Source organism: Thermus thalpophilus (assembly GCF_022760915.1).
Lineage (GTDB): Bacteria > Deinococcota > Deinococci > Deinococcales > Thermaceae > Thermus > Thermus thalpophilus.
In genome coordinates this window covers 1-26,033 of record NZ_JAKTNS010000011.1, presented here as the reverse complement: position 1 = coordinate 26,033, position 26,033 = coordinate 1, and the positions used below count along the sequence as shown (strand labels likewise).

Here is a 26,033-nt window from a genome sequence, read left to right as displayed (position 1 = left end):
ATGGCGCTCCTCACCACCATCCTCCTGCCCCTTCTGGGCTTCGCCCTCCTGGGGCTTTTCGGCAAAAGGATGCGGGAGCCCCTTCCCGGGGTCATCGCCTCCGCCCTGGTCCTCGCCTCCTTCCTCCTCGGCGTGGACCTCCTCCTGGGAGGCGGGGCCCGCTTTGAGGCGGAGTGGCTTCCCGGCATCCCCTTTAGCCTCCTCCTGGACCACCTCTCCGGCTTCATGCTCCTCATCGTCACCGGGGTGGGCTTCCTCATCCACGTCTACGCCATTGGCTACATGGCGGGCGACCCTGGGTATAGCCGCTTCTTCGCCTACTTCAACCTCTTCATCGCCATGATGCTCACCCTGGTCCTGGCGGATAGCTACCCGGTGATGTTCATCGGCTGGGAAGGGGTGGGCCTGGCGAGCTTCCTCCTCATCGGCTTCTGGTACCAGAACGCCCAGTACGCCGACTCCGCCCGCAAGGCCTTCATCGTGAACCGCATCGGCGACCTCGGCTTCCTCCTGGGCATGGCCATCCTCTGGGCCCTTTACGGTACGCTTTCCATTTCCGAGCTCAAGGAGGCCCTGGAAGGCCCCCTCAAGAACCCCTCCCTCCTGGCCCTGGCGGGGCTTTTCCTCTTCCTCGGCGCGGTGGGCAAAAGCGCCCAGGTGCCCCTCATGGTCTGGCTTCCCGACGCCATGGCCGGCCCCACCCCGGTTTCCGCCCTCATCCACGCCGCCACCATGGTGACCGCCGGGGTCTACCTCATCGCCCGGAGCTCCTTCCTCTATGGCGCCCTGCCCGAGGTTTCCTACACCATCGCCGTGGTCGGCCTCCTCACCGCCTTCTACGGGGCCCTTTCCGCCTTTGGGCAGACGGACATCAAGAAAATCGTGGCCTACTCCACCATTAGCCAGTTGGGCTACATGTTCCTGGCGGCCGGGGTGGGGGCTTACTGGGTGGCGCTCTTCCACGTCTTCACCCACGCCTTCTTCAAGGCCCTCCTCTTCCTGGCCTCGGGTAGCGTGATCCACGCCCTGGGCGGGGAGCAGGACGTGCGCAAGATGGGAGGGCTTTGGAAGCACCTGCCCCAAACCCGCTGGCACGGCCTCATCGGGGCCTTGGCCCTAGGTGGGCTTCCCCTTCTCTCCGGCTTCTGGTCCAAGGACGCCATCCTCACCGCCACCCTTACCTACCCCTTCGGCGGGGCGGGCTTCTACGTGGGGGCGCTATTGGTGGCGGTCCTCACCGCCATGTACGCCATGCGCTGGTTCGTCCTGGTCTTCCTGGGCGAGGAGCGGGGCCACCACCACCCCCACGAGGCCCCGCCCGTGATGCTCTGGCCCAACCACCTCCTGGCCCTAGGCTCGGTGCTTGCCGGCTATCTGGCCCTGCCCCACCCCTTGCCCAACCTGCTGGAGCCCTTCTTGAAGCCGGCCTTGGCGGAGGTGGAGGCCCACCACCTCTCCTTGGGAGCGGAGTGGGGGCTCATCGCCCTCTCCGCCCTTGTGGCCCTCCTGGGGCTTTGGCTCGGCTACACCTTCTTCCAACGGCAGGCCTTCCCCGCCTGGTACCTGGCCTTTGAGCGGGCGAGCCGGGAGAGCTTCTACGTGGACCAGGTGTACAACGCCCTCTTGGTGAACCCCTTGAAAGCCCTGGCCGAGGCCCTCCTCCAGGGGGACTTGGGCCTCCTTAGGGGTTACTTCGGCCTGGGGGGCGCGGTGCGGGGTCTGGGGCAGAGCGTGGCCCGGCTCCAGGCGGGCTACCTTAGGGTGTACGCCCTCCTCTTCGTCTTGGGCGTGCTGGTCCTCTTGGGGGTGATGCGGTGGTAGTCTTGGCCATTCTTCTACCCATCCTCTTCGGGGCGCTCCTCCTCTTGGGGGCCCCCCGGGCGCTGGGCGTCCTTGGGGCTTTGGCCTCCTTCCTCCTCAACCTGGGGCTCTTTTTGGCCCACCGGGGGGGCGAAACCTTCGCCGTCCAGCTGCCCCTGGTGCCCCAGGCCGGGGTCTACTGGGCCTTCGCCCTGGACGGGCTTTCCGCCCTTTTCTTCCTCACGGTGGCCCTCACGGTGCTCCTCGGGGCCCTGGTGGCCCGGGTGGAAGGCCGCTTCCTGGGCCTCGCCCTCCTCATGGAGGGGCTCCTTTTGGGGCTCTTTGCCGCCCTGGACCTCCTCGTCTTCTACCTCTTCTTTGAGGCGGCCTTGATTCCCGCCCTCCTCATGCTCCTCTTCTACGGGGGGGAGGGGCGGCTTAGGGCCATCTACACCTTCCTCCTCTTCACCCTGGCGGGCTCCTTGCCCATGCTGGCCGCCATCCTGGCGGTGAAGGCCTTGGGGGGAAGCCCCACCTTCCTCCTCAAGGACCTCCTGGCCCACCCGGTGCGGGGCGAGGCCGCCTTCTGGGTCTTCCTCGGCTTCGCCCTGGCCTTCGCCATCAAAACGCCCCTCTTCCCTGTGCACGCCTGGCTTCCCCTCTTCCACCGGGAAAACCACCCCGCAGGCCTGGCGGACGCCATGGGCACCCTGTACAAGGTGGGGGTCTTCGCCTTCTTCCGCTACGCCATCCCCCTGGCCCCCGAAGGCTTTGCCGAGCTCCAGGGGCTTCTCCTCTTCCTGGCGGCCCTTTCCGCGGTCTACGGGGCCTGGGTGGCCTTCTCCGCCCCCGACTTCAAAACCCTCCTGGCCTACGCCGGGGTTTCCCACATGGGGGTGGCGGCCTTGGGCGTCTTCTCCGGCACCCCAGAGGGCGCCTTGGGGGGGCTCTATCTTCTTGCGGCAAGCGGCGTCTACACCGGGGGGCTTTTCCTCCTGGCGGGGAAGCTCTACGAGCGGCTAAACACCCTGGAGATCGGGCGCTACCGGGGCCTCTCCCATAGCGCCCCGGGGCTTGCCGCCTTGGCCCTTTTCCTCTTCCTCGCCATGGTGGGGCTCCCGGGGCTTGCCGGGTTCCCAGGGGAGCTTTTGACCCTCCTTGGGGCCTACAAGGCGAGCCCATGGCTCGCCGGCTTCGCCTTCCTCTCGGTAATCGCCTCCGCCGCCTACGCCCTCACCGCCTTCCAGAAGACCTTCTGGGAAGAGGAGGGGAGGAAGGTGGCCGACCTTAGGGGCGAGGAGTGGCCCTTCGCCGCCTTGGCGGTGCTGGCCCTGGTGGCCTTGGGGGTCTTCCCCGGCTTCTTCCTCCACGGCCTAGAACCCTTGGCGGAGGCCTTCGCCCGCATCCTCGGAGGTGGCGCATGACGCTCTTGGTCCTTGCGGCGGTTTCCGTGGTCCTCACCCTCCTCGGCTTCTTCGTTTCCGTGCCCGCCTTCAAGCGGCTCACCATCCTGGGGCTTTCCCTGGGGCTCCTCGCCCTTTTCGCCACCTGGGGAAGGCCGGAGGCCTTTGGGCCTTACCAGGTGGACGGCGTTTCCCGGGTTTTCACCCTCCTCGCCCTCCTGGGGGCGCTTTGGACGGTGGGGCTGGTGCGCACGCGGCGCTTTGAGTTCTACCTCCTCGTGCTCTACGCCGCCACGGGGATGCACCTCCTCGCCTCCACCAAACACCTGGTGCTGATGCTGGTGGCCTTGGAAGCCCTCTCCTTGCCCCTTTACGCCCTGGCCACCTGGCGGCGGGGGGCGGGCCTCGAGGCCGCCCTCAAATACTTCCTCCTCGGGGCCTTGGCCGCCGCCTTCTTCCTCTACGGCACCGCCCTCTTCTACGGGGCCACGGGGAGCCTGCTGGCGGGCACCCCGGGGGAAGGCCCCCTCTACGCCCTGGCGGTGGGGCTTTTGTTGGTGGGCCTGGGCTTTAAGGTGGCCCTGGCGCCCTTCCACTTCTGGACCCCCGACGTCTACCAGGGTAGCCCCACCCCGGTGGTGCTCTTCATGGCCACGGGGGTGAAGGCGGCGGCCTTCGCCGCCCTCCTGAGGGTGGTGGCCCCGGCTTCCCTCGAGGCCCTCCCCCTCCTCATCGCCCTCTCCGTCCTCCTGGGGAACCTGGCCGCTTTAAGCCAAAAGGAGGCCAAGCGGCTTCTCGCCTACTCCTCCATCGCCCACGCCGGGTACATGGCCCTCGCCCTTTACACCGGAAACGCCCAGGCCCTCGGCTTCTACCTCCTCACCTACGTCCTGGCCACGGGCCTGGCCTTCGCCGTGCTCTCCGAGGTCTCCCCGGACCAGGTACCCCTAGAAAGCCTCAAGGGCCTCTTCCACAAGGACCCCCTTTTGGGCCTTGGCCTCTTCGTGGCCGCCCTTTCCCTCCTGGGTCTACCCCCCTTGGCGGGGTTCTGGGGCAAGTACCTGGTCTTCACCGAGGCGGCCCGGGCGGGGCAGTGGGGGCTACTGGTCCTCGCCCTCCTCACCAGCGCCGTGAGCGCCTACTACTACCTGGGCCTGGGCCTGGCGGTGTTCCAAAAGGGCGAGGCGATGGCCGCCCCCAGGCCCCTCGCCCGGAGCGTGGCCTTCTTGGTGGCCCTTTTCCTCCTCCTCCTGGGCCTCTTCCCGGGAAGCCTCCTCCCAGCCCTGGCGGCGGGCTAGGCCCGCTTCCCCACAAGGGGGGCTTTGGCCCCCCTTGTGCCCTTTTCCCGGCCTAGGTAGAGTGAGGGCAAAGTGGAAGACCCCTTGGCCCCCGAGCTTTTGGAGAAGGACCCCTTGGCCTGGGTGCGGCTCCAGGCCCAAAGCCTGCCCAAGGCCACCCGGGGGGCGTGGCTATTGGGGGTGGCGAGCGGCTTCCTCTGGCCCGAGGCCCCGCCGCCCAAGGACCTCTCCGCCTTTTTCCGACGCATGGAAGGGGCGTGGCGGGAGGCGGAAGCCTACTTTTGGGACACGGGCTTGGACTTCCCGGTCTTGGTGAGCGAGTGGGCGAGGAGCGCCCTCGAGCCCCTCCTCTACCGCAAACGCCGCCCGGGCTACGCCCGCCTGCGCCAGGCCTTCCTCCAGGGAAGCCGCCTGGGGGAAGCCCTAAGGGCCAAAACCCCCTAAAGGATCCGCTTCCCCAAAAGGCTTAAGGCCAAGCCCACCATCATCTCCGCGGTGCGGTTCCGCTCGTCCAGGATGGGGTTCACCTCCACCAGGTCTAAGCTCCTCACCCGCCCCGACTGGGCCAGGATTTCCATGAGGAGGTGGGCCTCCCGGTAGCTAAGCCCTCCCGGCACCGGGGTGCCCACTCCGGGGGCCAGGGTGGGGTCCAGGACATCGGCGTCCAGGGAGACGTGGAGGGGGAGACCTTCCAGGTAGGCCAGGGCCTCCTCGGCGATGCGGGCGACGCCCAGGCGGTCCACCTCGTGCATGGTGTAGACCTTGACCCCCATCTCCTTTAGGAGGCGCTTCTCCCCTGGGTCCAGGCTCCGCACCCCAACGAGGACCACGTCCTTGGGGTCCACCGCCCGGAAGGCCTCCGTGAGCCGGGGGTGGCCGAGCCCGGCCAGCACCGCCAAGGGCATGCCGTGGATGTTCCCCGAGGGGCTTGTTTCCGGGGTGTTGAAGTCGGCGTGGGCGTCCACCCAGATCACCCCAATGCGCTTTCGGGCCACTCCGGACACCGAGCCCATGGAAAGGGAGTGGTCCCCGCCCAAGACGATGGGGAAGACCCCCTCGGGCAAGGCGCGAAGCCGCTCCTTTAGCTCCAGGGCCGCTTGGCGGATCTCCTCCAGGTAGGGCCCCTTCCGCCCCCTAAGGGTCTCCGCCAAGGGCACCCGGACGTTCCCCAGGTCCTCCACCCCAAAGCCCAAGGCCTCCAGCTCCTCCAGAAGCCGGGCGTAGCGCAGGGCGGAGGGCCCCATGTCCACCCCGCGCCGCCCCGCTCCCAGGTCCATGGGCACCCCGACCACCGCTACCCGCTCCATGGGGGGCATGGTAGCAGAAAGCCCTATGCGTTGCCCGGGAAGTTTATGCCCTAGGAAATCCACCCAAGGCGCGCTATACTTGTAAGGATGGAACAGCGCGAGGTGACCAGCATCAACCTAGCCCGCCTTTTGAAGGAAGGAGGCACGGCCCGGGCCACGGGCGTGGTGCGGGAGGCCTTCCTTGTGGGCGAGGAGCGCTTCCCCTTGGAGGGCGAGGCCACCTGGAAGGTGGCGGTTTCCGCCGTGGGCGGGCCGGAGTACTGGCTTTCCGGGGAGGTGGAGGGAGTGGTCCTCATGGAGTGCCGCCGCTGCCTCAAACCCACCCCCACTCACGTCCACGCCCATTTCCAGCACATGCTCCGCTACCAGGAGGGCCTCAAGGAAGTGGTCTTCCACGAGGAGGAGGAAGACGAGTACTACGCCTTTGGGCTTCCCGACCTGGACCTCCTCCCCTTCCTCACCGAGGCCTTCGTGACGGAGATGCCCTACACCGTCCTCTGCGAGGAGGGGTGCAAGGGGCTTTGCCCGGTGTGCGGGGCCGACCGCAACCTGGTGGACTGCGGCCACGAGGTGGGGCTTTCCCACCCCTTCACTGGGCTTAAGGACCTCCTTCCCGAAGTCTAGCGGGTCTGCTATACTACCAGGGGTTTAGCGGGGGCCAAGGCCCCCCACGGAGGATTGGAGATGGCCAAGCACCCGGTACCCAAGAAGAAGACCTCCAAGGCGCGGCGCGACGCCCGCAGGAGCCACCACGCCCTGACCCCCCCGACCCTGGTCCCCTGCCCCGAGTGCAAGGCGATGAAGCCCCCGCACACCGTCTGCCCGGAGTGCGGCTACTACGACGGGCGCAAGGTCCTGGAGGTTTAAATCCCGTTCACGTCCATAGCCCCGGCCTCCCCGGGGCCTCAACTTTTTTGGGGAGGCGCAGGTATAGTAAGGCCCATGACGGGAGGTCCGGCATGAGCGGCATCCTGGCCTTAGGGGCGTACGCGCCCCAAAGGGTCATGAAAAACGAGGAGTTTGAGGCCTACCTGGACACCTCGGACGAGTGGATCGTCACCCGCACGGGGATCCGGGAGCGGCGCATCGCCGCGGAGGACGAGTACACCTCGGACCTGGCGTTTAAGGCGGTGGAGGACCTCCTCGCCCGCCACCCGGGGGCCCTGGAAGGGGTGGACGGGGTCATCGTGGCCACCAACACCCCGGACGCTCTTTTCCCCGACACCGCCGCCTTGGTCCAGGCCCGCTTTGGCCTGAACGCCTTCGCCTACGACCTCCTGGCGGGCTGCCCGGGGTGGGTCTACGGACTGGCCCAGGCCCACGCCCTGGTGGAGGCGGGCCTGGCCCGCAAGGTTCTGGTGGTGGGGGCCGAGGCCCTTTCCAAGATCCTGGACTGGAACGACCGGGCCACCGCCGTCCTCTTTGGGGACGCTGGGGGAGCGGCGGTGGTGGGGAAGGTGCGGGAGGGCTTCGGCTTTAAATCCTTCGTCCTGGGGGCGGACGGCTCGGGGGCCAAGGAGCTCTTCCACGCCTGCGTGGCCCCCCGGCTTCCCGACGGCACCTCCATGCGGAACCGCCTGTACATGAACGGGCGGGAGGTCTTCAAGTTCGCCGTGCGGGTGATGAACACCGCCACCCTCGAGGCCATAGAAAAAGCCGGCCTCACCCCGGAGGACATCAAGGTCTTCGTGCCCCACCAGGCGAACCTACGCATTATCGACGCCGCCCGGGAGCGACTGGGCCTTCCCTGGGAACGGGTGGTGGTGAACGTGGACCGCTACGGCAACACCTCCACCGCCTCCATCCCCCTGGCCCTCAAGGAAGCTGTGGAGGACGGCAGGATCCAAGAAGGCGATCACGTTCTTCTGGTATCCTTCGGGGCCGGGCTCACCTGGGCCGCCACGGTCCTCACCTGGGGGGGAGCCTAATGTACGCCGCCCTCTTCCCCGGCCAAGGCTCCCAGAAGGTGGGTATGGGAAAAGCCCTTTACGAGGCTTTCCCTGCCGCCCGCCAGGTGCTGGACCGAGCCGAGGCCACCCTGCCCGGGCTCCTAAAGCTCATGTGGGAAGGCCCCGAGGAGGCCCTCACCCTCACGGAAAACCAGCAACCCGCCCTCCTGGCGGTGGGCTATGCCGCCTACCGGGCCTTTCTAGCCCAGGGAGGCCAGCCCCCTTCCCTGGCCGCTGGCCACTCCTTGGGGGAGTGGACCGCCCACGTGGCCGCGGGTACCCTGGAACTGGAGGATGCCCTACGGCTGGTGCGCCTCCGGGGCCGGTACATGCAGGAGGCTGTGCCCCCGGGAGAGGGAGCCATGGCCGCCATCCTCAAGCTTCCTCTGGAAGCCATCCAGGAAGCTTTGGCGGGGCTAGAGGGCGTGGAGATCGCTAACCTCAACAGCCCCGAGCAGACGGTGATCTCCGGCAGGAAGGAGGCGGTGGAGCGGGCGGCGGAAAGGCTTAAGGCCCTCCGGGCCCGCGTGGTCTACTTGCCCGTCTCCGCCCCCTTCCACTCCTCCCTCATAGCCCCCGCCAAGGAACGGCTCGCCCGGGACCTGGCAGGAATCCCCTTCCGCAAACCCCTTTTCCCCGTTTACTCCAACGTCACCGCAAAGCCGGAGGAGGACCCCGAGGCCATCCGGCACCTCCTCCTGGAGCAGATCACCGCACCGGTGCGCTGGGTGGAGATCCTAATGGACATGGAAAGGCGGGGGGTGCGGCGCTTTTTGGAGTTCGGGAGCGGGGAGGTCCTGAAGGGCCTCGTGGCCCGCACCCTAGAGGGTGTGGAGGCCCTTTCCGTTACCGATCCGGAAAGCTTAAGGAAAGCTTTGGAGGTGCGGGATGCGTAGAGCGCTCGTCACCGGAGCCAGCCGGGGCATCGGCCGGGCCATCGCCCTCAGGCTGGCCCGGGAGGGCTACGCCCTGGTGATCCATTACGGGCAGAACCGGGAGAAGGCGGAGGAGGTAGCGGAGGAGGCCAGGAGGCTGGGAAGCCCCCTGGTGGGGGTTTTGGGGGCCAACCTCCTCGAGGCGGAGGCCGCCACGGGCCTGGTCCACGGGGCGGCGGAGATCCTGGGGGGCCTGGACACCCTGGTGAACAACGCCGGCATCACCCGGGACACCCTCCTCATCCGCATGAAGGACGAGGACTGGGAAGCCGTGCTGGAAGCCAACCTCTCCGCGGTCTTCCGCACCACCCGGGAGGCCATCAAGCTCATGATGAAGGCCCGCTTCGGGCGCATCGTGAACATCACCAGCGTGGTGGGGATCCTGGGAAACCCCGGCCAGGCCAACTACGTGGCCTCCAAGGCGGGCCTCATCGGCTTCACCCGGGCGGTGGCCAAGGAGTACGCCGCCCGAGGGATCACGGTGAACGCCGTGGCCCCGGGGTTCATAGAAACCGAGATGACGGGGAAGCTACCCAAGGAGGTGCAGGAAGCCTACCTGAAGAGCATCCCTGCGGGTCGCTTTGGCCGCCCGGAGGAGGTGGCGGAGGCCGTGGCCTTTTTGGTCTCCGAGGCTGCGGGCTACATCACCGGCCAAACCCTGTGCGTGGATGGGGGGCTCACCCCCCATTGAAGGGGCCAGGCCCTAAGCTATACCCCGTGGTAAAATCCCCAAGGGAGGTTTTCATGACGGAGAAGGAGATCTTTGAAAAGGTGAAGGCGGTTATTGCGGACAAGCTCTCGGTGGAACCCGAGAAGATCACCCTCGAGGCCCGCTTCATTGAGGACCTGGGCGCGGACTCCCTGGACACCGTGGAGCTCATCATGGGCCTGGAGGACGAGTTCGGCTTGGAGATTTCCGACGAGGAGGCGGAGAAGATCCGCACCGTGAAGGACGCGGTGGCGTACATCAAGGGCAAGCTAGGGGCTTAAGGGGGGCGCCGGGCGGGTTTTGGGGATTTGGCCCGTCCGGTGCTTTCCTTTTGGCGGTATACTGCGCCCATGCGACGCGTGGTGGTCACCGGCCTCGGGGCCCTTACCCCCATCGGGGTGGGCCAGGAGGCCTTCCACAAAGCCCAACTGGAGGGTAAAAGCGGGGTCCGCACCATCACCCGGTTTGACGCCTCGGCGCTCCCCGTGCGCATCGCCGCCGAGGTGGACGTGGACGCGGAAGCCTACCTGGACAAGAAGGAGATCAAGCGCCTGGACCGCTTCGCCCAGTACGCCCTCATCGCCGCCGAGCTGGCCCTCAAGGACGCCGGGCTGGAACCGGGGACGCTGAACCCCGAGCGGGTGGGCACCTTGGTGGGCACGGGCATCGGGGGCATGGAAACCTGGGAAGCGCAGAGCAAGGTCTTCCTAGAAAGGGGCCCCAACCGCATCAGCCCCTTCTTCATCCCCATGATGATCGCCAACATGGCCTCGGCCCACATCGCCATGCGCTACGGCTTCATGGGGCCTTCCACCACCGCCGTCACCGCCTGCGCCACCGGCTCGGACGCCATCGGCCAGGCCTTCCGCATGATCCAGCTGGGGGAGGCGGACGTGGTCCTTGCCGGGGGGACGGAGGCGGCCATCACCCCCATGGCCATCGGGGCCTTCGCCGTGATGCGGGCCCTTTCCACCCGGAACGAGGAGCCCCATAAGGCGAGCCGCCCCTTCACCCTAAGCCGGGACGGGTTCGTCATGGGGGAAGGAGCCGGGGTCCTGGTCCTGGAAGCGTACGAGCACGCCCAAAAGCGAGGAGCCAGGATCTACGCCGAGATCGTGGGCTTCGGCCGGAGCGCTGACGCCCACCACATCACCGAGCCCCACCCCGAAGGGAAGGGGGCCGCCTTGGCCATGAAGCGGGCCCTCGAGGACGCCCAGGTGCCCCCCGAGGCCGTGGGCTACATCAACGCCCACGGCACCTCCACCCCCGTGGGGGATAGGGCGGAGGTGTTAGCCATCAAGCGGGTCTTCGGGGAGCACGCCAAGCGCCTCATGGTCTCCAGCACCAAGAGCATGATCGGCCACCTCCTGGGGGCGGCGGGAGCGGTGGAGGCCATCGCCACGGTGCAGGCGCTTTATCACGGGGTAATCCCCCCCACCCTCAACCTGGAAGACCCCGACCCTGAGCTGGACTTGGACTTCGTCCCCGAGCCTCGGGAAGCAAAGGTGGACTACGCCCTTTCCAACTCCTTCGCCTTTGGCGGCCACAACGCCGTTCTCCTCTTCAAGCGGGTCTAGATGCTCTTCCCCCGGGAAACCCTTCTGGAGCTGGAGGCCGCCCGCCTCGCCCCCTATGCGCAAAAGGCCAGGGACACCCGGGGGCGCATGCACCCCGAGCCCGAGTCCTCCTTCCGCACCCCCTACCAGAAGGACCGGGACCGCATCCTCCACACCACCGCCTTCCGCCGCCTGGAGTACAAGACCCAGGTGCTTCCCGGTTGGGCCGGGGACTACTACCGCACCCGCCTCACCCACACCCTGGAGGTGGCCCAGGTGTCCCGCTCCATCGCCCGCGCCCTAGGCCTCAACGAGGACCTCACCGAGGCCATCGCCCTCTCCCACGACCTGGGCCACCCCCCCTTCGGCCACACGGGAGAAAAGGTCCTGCACGAGCTCATGAAGGACCACGGGGGCTTTGAGCACAACGCCCAGGCCCTGCGCATCCTCACCCACTTGGAGGTGCGCTACCCCGGCTTCCGCGGCCTCAACCTGACCTACGAGGTCCTGGAGGGGATCGCCACCCACGAGGCCGCCTATGTCCCGGGCTTCAAGGAACAGTACCAAGGGCAGGGCACCCTCGAGGCCCAGGTGGTGGACCTCTCCGACGCCATCGCCTACGCCGCCCACGACCTGGACGACGGGCTAAGGGCGGGGCTTTTGCGCCCGGAGGAGCTTCTGGACGTCCCCCTCCTCAAGGCCCTGGCCCAGGAGGAAGGGCTGGACCTCCTGCGGCTTCCCGAGCTGGAGCGGCGGGTTCTGGTGCGGCAACTTTTGGGCTACTTCATCACCGCCGCCATTGAGGCCACCCACGCCCGCCTGGAAAGGGCCCAGGTGCACAGCGCCGAGGCGGTGCGCCACCATCCCAGCCGCCTCGCCACCCTCACGGAGGAGGCGGAAGCGGCGCTCAAAGAGCTCAAGGCATTCCTCCTGGAGCGCTTCTACCGCCACCCCGAGGTGCTTCGGGAAAGGCTTAAAGCCGAAACCGCCTTGGAAGGGCTTTTCCGCGCCTACACCCGCTACCCGGAAACCCTGCCCAAGGAGGTGCAGGGGCGCATCCTCGAGGAGGGCCTGGAGCGGGCGGTGTGCGACTACATCGCCGGCATGACGGACCGCTACGCCCTGGAAGCTTACCGCCGCCTTTTCCCCTAAGGCGTAGAATGGGTAAGTGAAAACCCTGGACTGGAGTACCCTTTTCGGCGAAAGGGCGGGCCGCATCCAGGCCTCCACCATCCGGGAGCTCCTCAAGCTCACCCAGCGCCCGGGGGTCATCAGCTTCGCCGGGGGGCTTCCCGCCCCCGAGCTCTTCCCCAAGGACCTGGCGGCGGAAAAGGCGGCGGCCATCCTGCGGGAAAAGGGGGAGGTGGCCTTGCAGTATGGCCCCACGGAGGGCTACCTTCCCCTTAGGGCCTGGGTGGCGGACTGGCTCGGCCTCAACCCGGAGGAGGTCCTCATCACCACGGGAAGCCAGCAGGCCCTAGACCTCCTGGGCAAGGTCTTCCTGGACGAGGGAAGCCCCCTCCTCCTGGAAGCCCCCAGCTACATGGGGGCCATCCAGGCCTTCCGCCCCTATGGCCCCCGCTTCCTCACCGTGCCCACTGGGGAGGAGGGGCCGGACCTGGAGGCCTTGGAGGAGGTCCTGAAGCGGGAGCGCCCCCGCTTCCTCTACCTCATCCCCTCCTTCCAAAACCCCTCGGGGGGCCTCATGCCCCTTCCCGCCCGCCAGCGCCTCCTGGCCATGGCCATGGAACGGGGCCTGGTGGTGGTGGAGGACGACGCCTACCGGGAGCTCTACTTTGGGGAAAGCAGGCTTCCCAGCCTCTTTGAGCTCGCCCGGCAGGCGGGCTACCCGGGGGTCATTTACCTGGGAAGCTTTTCCAAAATCCTCGCGCCGGGCCTCCGGGTGGCCTTTGCGGCCGGGAACCTCGAGGCCATCCGCAAGCTCACCCAGGCCAAGCAGGGGTCCGACCTCCACACCCCCGTCCTCAACCAGATGCTGGTCCACGCCCTGGTGCAGGAGGGCTTTTCCGAGCGCCTCGCCCTCATCCGCAGGACCTACCGGGAAAAGGCCCTGGCCATGCTTTCCGCCTTGGACCGGGAGATGCCCGAGGGGGTCCGCTACACCCGGCCCCAGGGCGGGATGTTCGTCTGGATGACGCTACCCGAGGGGCTTTCCGCCGAGCGCCTCTTCCAACGGGCCATAGAGGAAAACGTGGCCTTTGTGCCCGGAGGCCCCTTCTTCGCCAACGGGGGCGGGGAGAACACCCTGAGGCTCTCTTACGCCACCATGGACCGAGCGCGCATAAAAGAGGGCGTGCGCCGCCTGGGCAGGGCGCTAAAGGGGCTACTGGCCCTGGCCTAGGAAAAGCAGGGGCTCCCGCTGGCGCAAGGCCCCCACCAAAAGGTCTAAAAAGGCCTCGCCCGCACGGGCCGTTTCCTGGGGGTTTTGCAAAAGCGGCCGTTTCCTTGTATCTATCTCCAAGACCCAATGGGCCTCCACCAGCCCCTGGGCCCAAAGGGGGGGCCGCCTTCGCGCCAAAGCGGCAAGCCCGTCCTTGAAGCGAGCATAGATGGGCAAAAGCTCGTCCCCTTCAGGTTGTCTGTAGACGCCCTTTCGCTTGGTGGGCGCCCCATGGTCCAGGACCACCACGTAGCCCACCACCACCTCGGGGAAAAGCATCTGCACCGAGGAAACCTCCCCCACCAGGTCATCCAAGCGGTTGGGCCAGGAGCCCGAAGGGTTTTTCAAAATGGACTTAAGGGAAAGGAGAAGCCGGGGCTTTTTGGGAAGCGTGGGCCCCATCGGGTAGACCAACCCCAGGTCCCAAGCCTTTTCCCGCGCCAACCCTGGCACCTGGACTTCCGGTTCCAGATAGGGCCAAAGGTGGGAAGGAAGACGCGCGCGCAAGCGCCCCATCAGGTAGTCAGCGAGGCGGTTTTGGCGCCCGCTGTCCTGGGAGGAGGTGTGGATCAGTCCTTCCAGCACCCCCTCCAGCTCACGGGCCAAGTCCTGGGATCCCATCCCAAACCTCCAAGGAGCCCCCGGGAACCTCCTGGGCAAAGCGCCTTTGGGCGAGCTCGGCGTACCGGGGCACCAGCTCCACCCCAAGGGCCCTCCGCCCCCACTTGGCGGCGGCGACGAGGGTGGTGCCGGTGCCGGCGAAGGGGTCTAGCACCACATCCCCCACGAAGCTGAACATGCGCACGAGCCTCTCCGCCAGCTCCAAGGGGAAGGGCGCCGGGTGGGCCTTGGTGCTTTCCCCGGGAATGTCGTCCCAGATTTGCCGGAACCAGCGGGCAAAGAGTTCTTTGGGGATGCGGGAGGCCTCCCGCTGCGCCGGGGTGGGCTTGCGGTAGCCCCCGGGCTTCCTTTGCATGAGGATGTATTCCACCTCGGTCTTGATGATGGCCCCGGGCTCGTAGGGCCTGCCCAGGAAGAACCCGGGGCGGTCCGCCTCGAGGGCGGCGTTGGTGTGCTTGTGCCATAGGATGGGGTTGAGGTTGTCAAAGCCCACCTTCCGGCAGCGCACCTGGATGTCGGCGTGGAGGGGGAAGACCAGGTGGCGCCCAAAGCGCCTCCGGGCCACGGCCACATCCCCCACCACGATGACGAGCCGCCCCCCGGGGGCCAGGACCCGGTAAACCTCCCGCCACACCTTGTCCAGCTCGTCCAGGAAGGCTTCGTAGTCCTCCACGTGGCCCAGTTGCCCGGGCATGTCCTCGTAGCGCTTCAGGGTCCAGTAGGGGGGTGAGGTGAGAACCAGGTGCACGGAGGCCTCGGGCAGGCGGGTAAGCACCTCCCGAGCGTCCCCCACGTAGAGACGGGGCTGGCCCGCCTCTTCGGGCAGGCTTTCCGCTACCGGAAAGGCCTGGGAAGCGCTCATTAGGCCCCAGTATACCCTTCCAGGAGAATATCCCCCGGCCACACCCCCCCCACCGCCCCCCATGCCCGCACCATATCGGGGGGCACCGGGGCCACAAACTCCAAGATGCGCCCGGTGCGGGGATGGGGGATCCGGAGCTCGTAGGCGTGCAGGGCCTGGCGGGGGATATGGGGGCTTTTCCTGCCGTAAACCTCATCCCCCAGGATGGGGGCCTTTAGGTGCTTCAGGTGCACCCGGACCTGGTGGGTGCGCCCCGTGTGGGGCCTGGCCTCCACCAAGGCGTGGGGCCCGGCGGTGGCCAAAATCCTAAACTCCGTCTCGGCGTAGCGGGGAGCCACGCCCCCCACGTGCATCTTGTGCCGCTCCACCGGGTGGCGCCCGATGGGGGCGATGAGGGTGCCCTCCTTGGGGTGTCCCTCGGTGAGGGCCAGGTAGCGCTTCATCACGAGCCGGTCGCGGAAGGCGCGGGAGAGGGCCTCCACCGCCCCCGGGTGCTTCGCCACCACCAAAACGCCGCTCGTGTCCTTGTCCAGGCGGTGGACGATGCCCGGGCGCACCAGTTCAGGCTGAGCGGGGGGAAGGGCTTCCGGAACCTCCAAATAGCGGCCCAAAAGGGCGTTCACCACGGTACCCGTGTAGACCCCAGGGGCGGGGTGGGTGAGGAGGCCCGGGGGCTTGTTCAGGACCAGGAGGTCCTCGTCCTCATAGAGCAGGGGAAGGGGAAGGTCCTCCGGCACCACCATGGGCCGCTCCTCCGGGGGCTCCACGTGGACCTCTTCCCCCTTCAAGCGGTAGGAGGGTTTTTCCACCACCCGTTCCCCCACCCGCACCCGGCCCTGGGCAATCCAGGCCTGGGCCCGGGCCCGGCTCACCCCGCAGGCCTCGGCCACCGCCTGGTCCAGGCGCACCCCTTCCGCCTGAAAGCGCACCACGGCCTTCATTGTAGGGCTAGAAGCTATGCTCAGGGCCGGGGAAAACCCCCTCCCGCACCTCCTTGGCGTACTGGACAAGGGCTTCTTGGATCAGCTTCCCCGCCTCCAAATAGCGCTTCACGAAGCGGGGCTTGAACTCCCCGTAAAGCCCCACCACGTCGTGGAAGACCAGGACCTGGGCGTCCGTATAGGGCCCAGCCCCGATGCCCACGGTGTGGATGGAAAGCCGCCCCGTGATCTCCTTGGCCAAGAGGGCGGGGACCATCTCCAGCACCACCCCATAGGCCCCCGCCTCCTCCAAGGCCATGGCACCTTTTAGGATGCGCTCCGCCTCCTCGGGCCGCTTGCCCTGGAGCTTATAGCCCCCGAGCTGGCTCGCCGTCTGGGGGGTGAGGCCCACGTGCCCCAAGACCGGAACCCCGGCCCGGGTGAGGCCCCGGACGATCTCCGCCACCTCCTCGCCCCCCTCTAGCTTCACCGCGTCGGCCCCGCCCTCCTTAAGGAGGCGCTCCGCCGCACTCAAGGCCCGGTCCAAGGTGGCGTAGGAGAGGTAGGGGAGGTCCGCCACCAAGAAGGTGTCGGGCGCCCCCCGCCTGGCGGCCTTGGTGTGGTGGAGCATCTCCTCCAGACTCACCGGGACGGTGGAGGGGTAGCCCAGGACCACCATGCCCAAGGAGTCCCCCACCAGGATGGCGTCCACCCCCGCGCCCGCGGCCAAGCGGGCCGTGGGGTAGTCGTAGGCGGTGAGGTAAACGAGCCTTTGGCCCTTGGCGTGACGGAACTCCTTAACCGTCCGGCGCATGGGAATAAGGCTATCATGAAAGGGCGTGGAAGTGCACCCGGACCTCGCCCTAAGGCCCAGGACCCTGGACGAGTACATCGGCCAGGAGAGGTTGAAAAAGAAGCTGAGGGTGTACCTCGAGGCCGCCAAGGCCCGGGGGGAACCCCTGGAGCACCTCCTCCTCTTTGGCCCCCCCGGCCTGGGCAAGACCACCCTGGCCCACGTGATCGCCCACGAGCTTGGGGTGAACCTCCGCGTCACCTCGGGGCCCGCCATAGAAAAGCCTGGGGACCTGGCGGCCATCTTGGCCAACTCCCTGGAGGAGGGGGACATCCTCTTCATTGACGAGATCCACCGCCTGAGCCGCCAAGCGGAGGAGCACCTCTACCCGGCCATGGAGGACTTCAAGATGGACATCGTCATCGGCCAGGGGCCGGCGGCGCGGACCATCCGCCTGGAGCTTCCCCGCTTCACCTTGATCGGGGCCACCACCCGCCCCGGCCTCATCACCGCTCCCCTGAGGAGCCGCTTCGGCATCGTGGAGCACCTGGAGTACTACTCCTTGGAAGAGCTCGCCCAAGGGATCCGACGGGACGCCGGGCTCCTGGGGGTGGAGATCACGGAAGAGGCCGCCATGGAGATCGCCAAGCGGAGCCGGGGCACCATGCGCGTCGCCAAGCGCCTCTTCCGGAGGGTGCGGGACTTCGCCCAGGTGGCGGGGGAGGAGGTCATCACCCGGGAGCGGGCCCTGGAGGCCCTTGCGGCCCTGGGCTTGGACGAGCTGGGCTTGGAGAAGCGGGACCGGGAGATCCTCGAGGCCCTCATCCTCCGCTTCGGGGGTGGGCCCGTGGGCCTCGCCACCCTGGCCACGGCGGTTTCGGAGGACCCCGGGACCCTGGAGGAGGTGCACGAGCCCTACCTCATCCAGCAGGGCCTCCTCAAGCGCACCCCCCGGGGCCGGGTGGCCACGGAGCGGGCCTACCGCCACCTGGGCTACCCGCCCCCCGCAGAACCCCTCCTCTAGCATGATCCGGGCCACCCTCGAGGAACTGGACCTGGACGAACTCCTAAAAGCCCTTTCCGCCCAGCGGAAAAGCGCCGTGGTGGCCTTCCAGGGCCGCATCTACGGCCGGGTCCACCTCCTGGGTGGGCGCATCCTCTACGCCCGCACCGAGCCGGGCCCCCACCTGGGGGAGTACCTGGTGCGCCTCGGCCACCTCACCCTGGAGGAAGTGCAGGAGCTCGTGGAGCGCCAGGGCCGGGAAAACCCCGGCACCCCCTTGGGGGCCTTGGCCTTGGAGCTCGGCCTCATCGGGGAGGAGGAGCTAAGGGAGGCCCTGGAGGCCCAGGTTCTGGAGGCCCTGGCCACCCTTTTGGGGGAAAAGGAAGGGGAGATCCTGGCCGAGCCCCTCACGGAGGGGAGCCAGGTGGCCCTCCCCCACACCCTGGACACGGACGCCGCCCTCATGGAAGCGGCGAGACGCCTGGACGAGTGGCGCCGGGGCCAGGTGGACCCGGACGAGGTCTTTCACCTGGTGGAAGACCCCACCCGCCATCCCCTGCCCCCGGAGGCTTGGGCGGTGTTGGAGCACCTGGACGGGGTGCGGCGGGCCCGGAGCGTGGCCCTCCTTTCGGGCCTGCCGGAGGAGGAGGTCTACCACCTCCTCTTTGAGCTCAAAAGCCGGGGCCTGGTGCGCCCTTCCACCCTCCTGGCGGAAGACCCCTTGGTCTTGGTCCTGGCGGAAAGCGGGGTGGTGCGGAGGCTTCTTCTTTACCTCCTCGAGGCCCACCGCTTCCGCGTCCTCTTGGCCAAGGACCTGGAGATGGCCCTAAGGCTCCTCAAGGAAAGGCCCAAGGGCGTCATCGTGCAAGGGGAAAAGGCCCTGGAGATGGCCCGCAGGATCCGGTCCCACCCCGAGGGGAAGCTCGCCTCCTTGTACCTGGTGAGCGAAACCCCCCCGGGCCTCCTCTTCCGCCCCTTGCGGGTCCTCCACCTGCCCAAGCCCCTCCGGGCCCAGGAGGTGCTCAGGGCCCTAAGCCCCTTGCGGCGGGGCTAGTTGGGCCGCCGGCCCTGGCGCAGGATGGCCTCGGCCCGCTCCCGGTAGGCCAGGAGGGCCTGGTGCCACTCGTCGGCGGGGTGGACGTGGGGCAGCACCGCCTCGGCGCGGGCCAGGATCTCCTCCGGGAAGCGGTAGCCCAACTGGGCCAAGGTGTCCACCACCATCTCCTGGGCCCCCACCCACTCCCGGCTCCCCTCCTCGGAAAGCTCCGCCGCCTTGCGGTAGTGGGCCAGGGCCTCCTCCAGGTGCATGAGGTCGTAGGCCACGTGGCCCAGGATGAGCTCCCCCGCCGCCTCCGCCCCTTGGGCCATGGCCTCCTTGGCCACGGTTTCCGCCTCCTGGTAGCGCCCCTGGCGGTAGAGGGCCTCCGCCAGGTCCGCCAGGGCCTGGGCCCGGTAGGGGTAGCCCTCCTCCTCCACCAGGGCCCTGAGGTACGCCTCGGCCTCGAGGAAAGCCCCCTGGTCCAAGGCCGCCACCCCCATCTCGTGGAGCACGTAAGGCCGCTCCTCCCCTTGGGCCCTGGCCAGGGCTTCCCGATAAGCCCCCATGGCCTCCTCGTGGCGGCCGAGCCTTTGCAGGATCTGCCCCATGAGGAGGGGGGTGCCGTAGGCCCTGTGGCCGCTTTCCTCCTCCTTCCTCAGGGCCTCCTGCACCTCCTCCAGGGCCCGGTTGGGGTTTTCCAAGAGGAGGTGAGCCCGGGCCAGGAGGTAGTGGCGGGTGGCGGCGTCCTCCGCCCCTTCCATCTCCCCCACCTCCTCCTCCGCCTCCTTCAAGGCCACAAGGGCCCGCTCCCCTTCCCCCGCCTCCACCCACATGGCGGCGGCGTCCAGAAGGAGCCAGTAGCGCTCAAACCCCAGGGCGAGCTCCGCCCCCCGCTCGTAGGCCGTGGCCGCCTCCCGGTGGCGGCCAAGCCGCTCCAGGGCCCTCCCCCTTAGCACCTCCGCCCGCCAGGCCAAGAAGGCGGGAAGCCCCTCCTTGAGCGTCCCCAAGACCTCTTCAAAGCGGCCCAGGTAAAAGAGGGCCTGGGCCTGGTGGTAAAGGGCCCGGGGGTCCTCCGTGGGGAGGAAGAGGGGGAGAACCTCCCGCTCGCTCCGCCCCTCCAGGGCCAGAAGCTCGGCCAAAAGGGCCCGGTAAAGGGGGTTATACTCCAGCTCCCCGAGCTCATAAGCCTCCTCCAAGGCCCGATGGGCCCGCTCCAGCCCCTCCTCCCCGTAGAGGCTATGCACCTCGGCGAGGAGCAACAGGGCCTCCTTGGCCTCCTCTCTGGAGCCGAAGAGGGCCTTGCGGGTGAGGCGCTCTATGGCGGTGTCGTAGTCCCCCTGGTGCAGGGCCTCGAGGACCCCCCTCATCGCCGCTAGAGGATACCACAGCCTTCAGTCCTCTCACCCGGTAAGGCGCTACCATAGGGCAAGGGAGGTAGATGTTGCCGCAACGCTTGAACCCCTTTACCCTGATCTTTCTGCTCCTCTTAGGCTACCTGGCCTACACCGCCTTCACCGGCCCCCCGGCCCCCACCCTCTCCTACACCGAGTTCCGGGAGCTGGTACGCCAAGGCAAGGTGGCGGAGGTGACCCTGGAGGAAACCCGCATCCTGGGCGCCCTCAAGGAGCCCGAGCGCTTCCCCACCCCGCAAGGGGGCAGCCAGGTGGCCCGCCGCTTCCAGGTGCCCCTGCCCCCCACCCAGGTGGCGGACCCCGATCTCTTACGCTTCCTGGAGGAAAACGGCGTCCGGGTGGTGACCAAGGCCCCTTCCTTCTGGCCCCAGCTCCTCCTCTACGTGGGCCCCACCCTCCTCCTCATCCTCTTCTTCTGGTTCTTCTTCATGCGAGCCCAAGGCGGGGCGGGCCAGGTGATGCAGTTTGGCCAAAGCCGGGCCAAGCTCTACGGCAAAGAGCGCAAGGTCAACACCACCTTCAAGGACGTGGCCGGCCACGAGGAGGCCAAGCGCGAGCTCATGGAGGTGGTGGACTTCCTCAAGAACCCCAAGAAGTACCTGGAGTTGGGGGCGGAGATCCCTAAAGGCGTCCTCCTGGTGGGCCCCCCGGGCACGGGCAAAACCCTTTTGGCCCGGGCGGTGGCGGGGGAGGCGGGGGTGCCCTTCTTCTCCGTTTCCGCCAGCGAGTTCATGGAGATGTTCGTGGGCGTGGGGGCGAGCCGGGTGCGGAGCCTCTTTGAGGACGCCAGGAGAAGCGCCCCCAGCATCATCTTCATTGACGAGCTGGACTCCATCGGCCGCAAGCGGGGAGCGGGCATCGGGGGCGGCCACGACGAACGGGAGCAGACCCTAAACCAAATCCTTTCGGAGATGGACGGGTTTGAGAAGGACACCTCCGTCATCGTCCTCGCCGCCACCAACCGCCCCGACATCCTGGACCCCGCCCTGTTGCGCCCGGGGCGCTTTGACCGCCAGGTGGTGGTGGGACTTCCCTCTTTGGAGGAACGGAAGGACATCCTCCTCGTCCACATGCGGGGCAAACCCATCGCCGAGGACGTGGACGCCTTGGAGCTCGCCCACCTCACCCCCGGCTTCTCCGGGGCCGACCTCAAGAACCTGGTGAACGAGGCCGCCCTCCTGGCCGCCCGGGACGGGGAAAAGAAAATCCGCAAGGACCACTTCCTCAAGGCCCTGGACAAGATTGTCCTCGGCCTGGAGCGCCCCGCCCTCAAGCTCTCCCCCGAGGAAAAGCGGGCCGTGGCCTACCACGAAGCGGGCCACGCCGTGGTGGGGGAGGTCCTGCCCCACGCCGACAAGACGGAAAAGGTGTCCATCGTGCCCCGGGGCATGGCCCTGGGGGCCCGGTGGAGCAAGCCGGAAGAGCGGGTTTTGGTCTCCCGGGAACACCTCATGGACGAGCTTTCCGTCCTCATGGCGGGCCGGGTGGCGGAGGAGCTCTTCACCGGCACCGTGACCACCGGGGCCCAGGACGACTTCAAGCGGGCCACTCAGCTCGCCAAGCGCATGGTCCTGGACTGGGGCATGGGGGAGCACTTTAGGAACATCGCCTGGGGGTCGGACTCCGGCCCTATCTTCCTGGGGGAGGAGATCGCCAAGAAAAAGGACCACTCCGAGGAAACCGCCCGCCTCATTGACCAGGACATCCGGAAGATCCTGGACGAGGCCTACGCCCGGGCCCGGGAGGTGCTTTTGGCCCACGCCGAGGCCATGCACCGCCTGGCGGAGGAGCTCCTCCGGGAGGAGACCATCCCCGGGGAAAGGGTGCGGGCCATCCTGCGGGAAACTCAGGCGGTGCAGCGGGCGGAGGAGGGCTAGCAAAGCCCGGGCAAGGCGGCCTCGGCCTCCTTCCGCTCCGCCTCCTTCCGCCCCTGGTCCCAGCCCAGGAGGCTTGCCATGAGCTCCACCACCCGGGGCAGGGCCTCCTTCGCCTTCTCCTGGTCCAAAAGCCCAAGGCCCATCCGCCGCACCAAAACGTCCAGGGGCTTCCAGGCCAGCTCCTCCCGCACGGCGTAGACCACCTCCCCCTCCAGGTGGGGAAGCCCGGGCACAAGGGGCCTATCCCCCAAGGCCGCCACCCTCCCCGCCTCCTTCCCGTAGGTCCTGTAGAGGTACTCCCCCACCTCGGAAGGAAGGTCCAAGGCGGGCTTGGGCCCCGCCCCCCATAGGGGCGTGGCGTGGGAGGTGGAGGCGGGAAGCCCCAGGCTCAGGTCCCGGTCCAGGCGGTCCAAGAGGTCCTTGGCCATGAGGCGGAAGGTGGTCCACTTGCCCCCGGTGAGGGTGTAGAGCCCCCGCTCCTCCGCGATGAGGTGGTCCCGCACCAAAAGCCTGGTCTCCCCCCGCCCCACCAGGGGCCGGAGCCCGGACCAGACCGCCCGGATGTGGGGGGAGAGGTCCCCCAGGTAGGGCCGCACCTCCTCCAGGAGGTAGGCCACCTCCTCCTCCCGGGGGAGGGGGCAAGAAGTGGCCTCGGCGGGGAGGTCGGTGGTGCCGAGGAGGGCCTTGCCCCGGTAGGGCAGGAGGAAAAGCACCCGGCCGTCCCTCGTCTTGGGCAGGAGGAGGCCCATCCGCAAGGGGTAGTCCAGGACCAGGTGGGCCCCGGAGGAGGGGGTGAGGAGGGGGGGGAGGTCAGGGTCCAGGAGGTGGCGGGTGCGGTCGGTGAGGGGGCCGGTGGCGTTCACCACCGCCCTGGCGTAGACCTCCACCTCCTTCCCCGTGAGGCGGTCCCGCACCACCGCCCCCGCCACCCTTCCCCCTTGGAGGAGGAAGGCGGTGGCCTCGGCGTGGTTCAGGGCAGTGGCCCCCCGGTGGAGGGCGGAGAGGAGGAGGGCGAGGGTGAGGCGGTGGTCCAAAAACTGCCCGTCCCAGTAGAGGATGCCCCCCAGGGTCTTGGGCAGCTGGGGGAAGTGGGCCGCCACCGCCTGGGGGGGGAGGTAGCGGGTGGGGCCGAGGCGTCTTCGCCCCGAAAGGAGGTCGTAGAGCATGAGGCCCGTCCCGTAGTAGGGGAGTTCCAGGGGGCGGAAGAGGGGGGTGAGGAGGGGGAGGGGGTGGGCCAGGTGGGGAGCCAGGTCCATCACCACCCGGCGCTCGTGGAGGGCGTCCATTACCAGCTTGAGCTGCCGCCGGTCCAGGCGCTTAAGGGCCAGCTCCAGGTAGCGCACGCCCCCGTGGAGGAGTTTGGTGGAGCGGGAGCTCGTCCCCGCGCCGAAGTCCCTGGCCTCCACCAAGGCGGCCTTGAGGCCCCTCAAGGTGGCCTCCCAGAGGACCCCCGCCCCCGTGGCCCCGCCCCCCAGGATGAGGAGGTCCAGGGGTTCCTTAAGCCCTTCCCAAAGCGCCTCCCGTTCCCAGGGCATCACCCCTCCTCCGCCCAGCCCCGGGCCCGCTCCACCGCCTTCCGCCAGAGGCGGTAACGCCGCGCCCGTTCCCCCTCCGGCATCCGGGGGAGGAAGCGGGCCTCCTCCCGCCACAGGGCGGGGAGGTCCTCAAGGGCAAGCGCCCCCGACCCCATCCCCGCGGCGAAGGCCGCCCCCAAGGCGGTGGTCTCCGTGGTCTTCGGCCTCTGCACCGGCACCCCCAGGAGGTCCGCCTGGATGGCCAGGAAGGCGTCGCTCTGCGCCATGCCCCCGTCCGCCTTCAGGGCCTTGAGGGGAAGCCCCGCCGCCCCCGCCATGGCCAGGGCCACGTCCCGCACGGAGAAGGCCACCCCCTCCAGGGCCGCCCGCGCCAGGTGGGCCCGTCCCGTGCCCCGGGTGAGCCCCAGGATGGCCCCCCGGGCGTAGGGGTCCCAGTAGGGGGCCCCCAGCCCCGTGAAGGCGGGGACGAAGTAGACGCCCCCCGTGTCCGCCACCTCCTGGGCCAGCCGTCCCGCCTCGGCGCTCTCCCCCAGGAGGCCCACCTCCTGAAGCCATCCCAGCGCCGCCCCCGCCACGAAGACGCTCCCCTCCAAAGCGTAGGTGGCCCGCCCCCGGAGGTGCCAGGCCAGGGTGGTGAGAAGGCCCCCCTCGGCGAACACCGGCCGCTCCCCCGTGTTCAGGAGGAGGAAGGCCCCGGTGCCGTAGGTGCACTTCCCCTCCCCCGCCCCCAAAGCCGCCTGCCCCAAGAGGGCCGCCTGTTGGTCCCCCAAAACCCCTCGGATGGGCAGGGGGGCCCCAAGGAGTTCGGGAAGGGTGGTCCCAAAGTCCCCGTCCGAGGGGCGCACCTCGGGGAGAAGGGCCCTTGGGATCTCCAAGGCGGCGAGAAGCTCCTCGTCCCAGGTGAGGCTCTGGAGGTTGAAAAGCAGGGTGCGGCTGGCGTTGGTGGGGTCGGTGGCGTGGACCTGGCCCCCCGTGAGGTGCCAGAGGAGCCAGGTGTCCACGGTCCCGAAGCACACCTCCCCCCGCTCCGCCCGCCCCCTTAGCCCTGGGACGTTCTCCAAAAGCCACAGGAGTTTGCTGGCGGAGAAGTAGGGGTCCAAAAGAAGCCCGGTGCGGGACCGGAAGAGCCCCTCTAGTCCCCGCTCCCTCAGGGCCTCGCAAAGGGGAGCCGTGCGGCGGTCCTGCCAGACGATGGCGTTATGGAGGGGCCGCCCCGTATCCCTTTCCCACACCAAGGTGGTCTCCCGCTGGTTGGCGATGCCCAGGGCCAACACCTCCCGGGCCTCCACCCCCGCCCGCCGCAGCACCTCCCTGGCCGCCCACAGGGTGGTCTCCCAGATCTCCAGGGGGTCGTGCTCCACCCACCCGGGCCTCGGATAGATCTGCCGGAACTCCCGCTGGGCCACCGCAACGGGCCTCCCCTCCAAAGTGAAGAGAATGGCCCGGCTGGACGTGGTGCCTTGGTCTAGGGCCAAAAGGTAGCTCATAACACCTCCCTAAGCCGCCGCGCCGTGTCCTCGGGCAGGGCGTCCACCACGAAGGTCCCCGCCCCAAGCTCCGTTCCCGCCAAAAACTTGAGCTTGTCCCGGGTGCGCTTTGGAGGGTAGAACTCCACGTGGAAGTGAAAGGTGCGCTCCTCCCCCAAGGGGGCGGCGTGGAAGACCATCACGTAGGGAAAGGGCTCGCCAAAGAGGGCGTCGTAGCGGGCCACCACCCGGCCCAAAAGCCGGGCGAAGGCCGCCATCTCCCCTTCCCCAAAGGTCCAGGGGCCTGGGTGCCGCTCCCGGGGGGCCACCCAGACCTCGTAGGGGTAGCGGGCGAAGGGGGGCACGAAGGCCAGGAAGCCCTCCTCCTCGTCCACCCGGTAGGCCTCGAGGCGGGGCATAAGCTCCTGGAGCACAGGCCGCTCGCGGAAGGCCGCACTCTCCCGCTCTAGAAGGGGGGGCACGAAGGGGTAGGCGTAGATCTGCCCGTGGGGGTGGTGCAGGGTCACCCCCACCGCCTCCCCCCGGTTCTCAAAGGGCATGACGAAGCGCACCCCGGGAAGGCTATAGAGGGCCTGGTACCGCTCCCGCCACACCCAGGCCAAAAGGAGCCTCTCCTCCTCGCTAAGCGTGCCCAGGCTCCCCGTGTGGGCGGGGGTGTAGACCACCACCTCGCACCGGCCCCGGGCGGCTTCCGCCGCCACGGGAAGGCCGGAAGGAGGGGACGGAGGGGAGGAAACCAGGGCGGGGAAGCGGTTCTCAAAGACCGCCACCTGGAAGCGGGTAAAGGGGATCTCCGTGGGGAAGGCCCCTTCCCGGCTGGGGCACAAGGGGCAGTGCTCCTTTGGGGGAAGGAAGGTGCGCTCCTGGCGGTGGGCGGCGTAGACCACCCACTCCCCCCGCAAGGGGTGGTAGCGGAGGTGGGGGGCGGGCGCCAGGGCCTCCTCCCCTTCCGGCAAAGGCGCCTCCTCCCAAGGGGTAAGCCCGTAGAGGATGAGCTCCCGGCCGTCCCGCTTCCGGTGGTGGCGCCTATAAAAGAAAGGCATCTCAAAACTTGCACTCATCCACTTCCCCTCAAGGATATGCAACCGGGGGTATTGAAAAGGGCTGTGGGGTTCCCGTCTTATGA

The 26,033-nt window shown here is 68.3% G+C and carries 25 protein-coding genes; 16 read left to right on the top strand and 9 right to left on the bottom strand.

Going from position 1 to position 26,033, the window contains the following annotated elements:
- The 4 genes from nuoL to L0D17_RS05525 all read left to right on the top strand — a co-directional run bounded on the left by nuoL (nt 1) and on the right by L0D17_RS05525 (nt 4,945).
- Nucleotides 1-1,821 (top strand): NADH-quinone oxidoreductase subunit L, encoded by a 1,821-nt coding sequence (nuoL, locus tag L0D17_RS05540; RefSeq protein ID WP_243094350.1) that lies wholly within the window; start codon nt 1-3, stop codon nt 1,819-1,821.
- A complete protein-coding gene (locus tag L0D17_RS05535) occupies nt 1,815-3,224 on the top strand; it encodes a complex I subunit 4 family protein (protein ID WP_243094349.1) in 1,410 nt (469 codons plus the stop codon). Before nuoL ends, L0D17_RS05535 begins: the two co-directional genes overlap by 7 nt.
- The gene (locus tag L0D17_RS05530; protein ID WP_243094347.1) at nt 3,221-4,501 is read left to right on the top strand and encodes an NADH-quinone oxidoreductase subunit N; all 1,281 of its coding nucleotides are present in this window, start codon (nt 3,221-3,223) and stop codon (nt 4,499-4,501) included. Before L0D17_RS05535 ends, L0D17_RS05530 begins: the two co-directional genes overlap by 4 nt.
- A gap of 72 nt (nt 4,502-4,573) precedes the next feature.
- Nucleotides 4,574-4,945, top strand: coding sequence for a hypothetical protein (locus tag L0D17_RS05525; RefSeq protein ID WP_039455584.1), 372 nt, complete (start codon nt 4,574-4,576; stop codon nt 4,943-4,945).
- Here L0D17_RS05525 and rocF read toward each other — a convergent pair.
- Entirely contained in the window at nt 4,942-5,817 is an 876-nt protein-coding gene (rocF, locus tag L0D17_RS05520; RefSeq protein WP_243094345.1) for an arginase, read from the bottom strand. The two genes, L0D17_RS05525 and rocF, sit on opposite strands and share 4 nt — an antisense overlap.
- Before the next feature lie 78 nt (nt 5,818-5,895).
- Here rocF and L0D17_RS05515 point away from each other — a divergent pair, with 78 nt between their 5' ends.
- From L0D17_RS05515 to lysN, 9 genes are all read left to right on the top strand, one after another.
- Complete coding sequence (locus L0D17_RS05515) at nt 5,896-6,432, top strand: YceD family protein (RefSeq protein WP_243094343.1); 537 nt, start codon at nt 5,896-5,898, stop codon at nt 6,430-6,432.
- 60 nt (nt 6,433-6,492) lie between these two features.
- The gene (rpmF, locus tag L0D17_RS05510) at nt 6,493-6,675 is read left to right on the top strand and encodes a 50S ribosomal protein L32 (RefSeq protein WP_015716502.1); all 183 of its coding nucleotides are present in this window, start codon (nt 6,493-6,495) and stop codon (nt 6,673-6,675) included.
- A 92-nt stretch (nt 6,676-6,767) separates the two neighbouring features.
- Entirely contained in the window at nt 6,768-7,736 is a 969-nt protein-coding gene (locus L0D17_RS05505; protein ID WP_243094341.1) for a beta-ketoacyl-ACP synthase III, read from the top strand.
- On the top strand, nt 7,736-8,653 hold the full coding sequence (fabD, locus tag L0D17_RS05500; RefSeq protein WP_243094339.1) for an ACP S-malonyltransferase: 918 nt from the start codon (nt 7,736-7,738) through the stop codon (nt 8,651-8,653). The genes L0D17_RS05505 and fabD overlap by 1 nt, the downstream gene beginning before the upstream one ends.
- The gene (fabG, locus tag L0D17_RS05495; RefSeq protein ID WP_243094338.1) at nt 8,646-9,383 is read left to right on the top strand and encodes a 3-oxoacyl-[acyl-carrier-protein] reductase; all 738 of its coding nucleotides are present in this window, start codon (nt 8,646-8,648) and stop codon (nt 9,381-9,383) included. The genes fabD and fabG overlap by 8 nt, the downstream gene beginning before the upstream one ends.
- A gap of 53 nt (nt 9,384-9,436) precedes the next feature.
- A complete protein-coding gene (acpP, locus tag L0D17_RS05490; RefSeq protein WP_243094335.1) occupies nt 9,437-9,682 on the top strand; it encodes an acyl carrier protein in 246 nt (81 codons plus the stop codon).
- A gap of 69 nt (nt 9,683-9,751) precedes the next feature.
- The gene (fabF, locus tag L0D17_RS05485) at nt 9,752-10,978 is read left to right on the top strand and encodes a beta-ketoacyl-ACP synthase II (RefSeq protein WP_243094333.1); all 1,227 of its coding nucleotides are present in this window, start codon (nt 9,752-9,754) and stop codon (nt 10,976-10,978) included.
- A complete protein-coding gene (locus tag L0D17_RS05480) occupies nt 10,979-12,109 on the top strand; it encodes a deoxyguanosinetriphosphate triphosphohydrolase (protein ID WP_243094331.1) in 1,131 nt (376 codons plus the stop codon).
- A 16-nt stretch (nt 12,110-12,125) separates the two neighbouring features.
- On the top strand, nt 12,126-13,319 hold the full coding sequence (gene lysN / locus L0D17_RS05475; RefSeq protein ID WP_243094329.1) for a 2-aminoadipate transaminase: 1,194 nt from the start codon (nt 12,126-12,128) through the stop codon (nt 13,317-13,319).
- Here the strand turns inward: lysN and L0D17_RS05470 are convergent.
- The 4 genes from L0D17_RS05470 to panB are packed head-to-tail and all read right to left on the bottom strand — an operon-like array spanning nt 13,302 to nt 16,575.
- A complete protein-coding gene (locus tag L0D17_RS05470; RefSeq protein WP_039455566.1) occupies nt 13,302-13,979 on the bottom strand; it encodes a hypothetical protein in 678 nt (225 codons plus the stop codon). The genes lysN and L0D17_RS05470 overlap by 18 nt on opposite strands.
- Nucleotides 13,954-14,841 carry a DNA-methyltransferase gene (locus L0D17_RS05465; protein WP_243094327.1) on the bottom strand — a complete coding sequence of 296 codons (888 nt, stop codon included), beginning with the start codon at nt 14,839-14,841 and terminating at the stop codon, nt 13,954-13,956. The genes L0D17_RS05470 and L0D17_RS05465 overlap by 26 nt, the downstream gene beginning before the upstream one ends.
- On the bottom strand, nt 14,841-15,773 hold the full coding sequence (locus L0D17_RS05460; RefSeq protein WP_243094325.1) for an RluA family pseudouridine synthase: 933 nt from the start codon (nt 15,771-15,773) through the stop codon (nt 14,841-14,843). The genes L0D17_RS05465 and L0D17_RS05460 overlap by 1 nt, the downstream gene beginning before the upstream one ends.
- A gap of 16 nt (nt 15,774-15,789) precedes the next feature.
- Nucleotides 15,790-16,575: a 3-methyl-2-oxobutanoate hydroxymethyltransferase gene (gene panB, locus L0D17_RS05455; RefSeq protein ID WP_243094317.1), complete on the bottom strand. Its 786-nt coding sequence runs from the start codon at nt 16,573-16,575 to the stop codon at nt 15,790-15,792.
- A 31-nt stretch (nt 16,576-16,606) separates the two neighbouring features.
- Between panB and ruvB the strand changes: the two genes are divergently transcribed.
- Together ruvB and L0D17_RS05445 are read left to right on the top strand one after the other, a co-directional pair.
- Nucleotides 16,607-17,578: a Holliday junction branch migration DNA helicase RuvB gene (gene ruvB / locus L0D17_RS05450; RefSeq protein ID WP_243094404.1), complete on the top strand. Its 972-nt coding sequence runs from the start codon at nt 16,607-16,609 to the stop codon at nt 17,576-17,578.
- 1 nt (nt 17,579) lies between these two features.
- Nucleotides 17,580-18,611 carry a response regulator gene (locus L0D17_RS05445; protein ID WP_243094315.1) on the top strand — a complete coding sequence of 344 codons (1,032 nt, stop codon included), beginning with the start codon at nt 17,580-17,582 and terminating at the stop codon, nt 18,609-18,611.
- On the opposite strand, the gene L0D17_RS05440 is transcribed toward L0D17_RS05445, so the two are convergent.
- On the bottom strand, nt 18,608-19,963 hold the full coding sequence (locus L0D17_RS05440) for a tetratricopeptide repeat protein (protein WP_243094314.1): 1,356 nt from the start codon (nt 19,961-19,963) through the stop codon (nt 18,608-18,610). The two genes, L0D17_RS05445 and L0D17_RS05440, sit on opposite strands and share 4 nt — an antisense overlap.
- A gap of 74 nt (nt 19,964-20,037) precedes the next feature.
- On the opposite strand from L0D17_RS05440, the gene ftsH reads away from it, so the two are divergent.
- Nucleotides 20,038-21,885 (top strand): ATP-dependent zinc metalloprotease FtsH, encoded by a 1,848-nt coding sequence (ftsH, locus tag L0D17_RS05435; RefSeq protein ID WP_243094403.1) that lies wholly within the window; start codon nt 20,038-20,040, stop codon nt 21,883-21,885.
- Here the strand turns inward: ftsH and L0D17_RS05430 are convergent.
- Genes L0D17_RS05430 through galT form a run of 3 tightly spaced genes read right to left on the bottom strand, consistent with a single transcriptional unit; the run spans nt 21,882 to nt 25,950 of the window.
- Entirely contained in the window at nt 21,882-23,420 is a 1,539-nt protein-coding gene (locus L0D17_RS05430; RefSeq protein WP_243094306.1) for an FAD-dependent oxidoreductase, read from the bottom strand. The two genes, ftsH and L0D17_RS05430, sit on opposite strands and share 4 nt — an antisense overlap.
- Entirely contained in the window at nt 23,420-24,907 is a 1,488-nt protein-coding gene (gene glpK, locus L0D17_RS05425) for a glycerol kinase GlpK (RefSeq protein ID WP_243094303.1), read from the bottom strand. The genes L0D17_RS05430 and glpK overlap by 1 nt, the downstream gene beginning before the upstream one ends.
- Nucleotides 24,904-25,950 carry a galactose-1-phosphate uridylyltransferase gene (gene galT, locus L0D17_RS05420; RefSeq protein WP_039455555.1) on the bottom strand — a complete coding sequence of 349 codons (1,047 nt, stop codon included), beginning with the start codon at nt 25,948-25,950 and terminating at the stop codon, nt 24,904-24,906. The genes glpK and galT overlap by 4 nt, the downstream gene beginning before the upstream one ends.
- Nucleotides 25,951-26,033 lie beyond the last annotated feature (83 nt).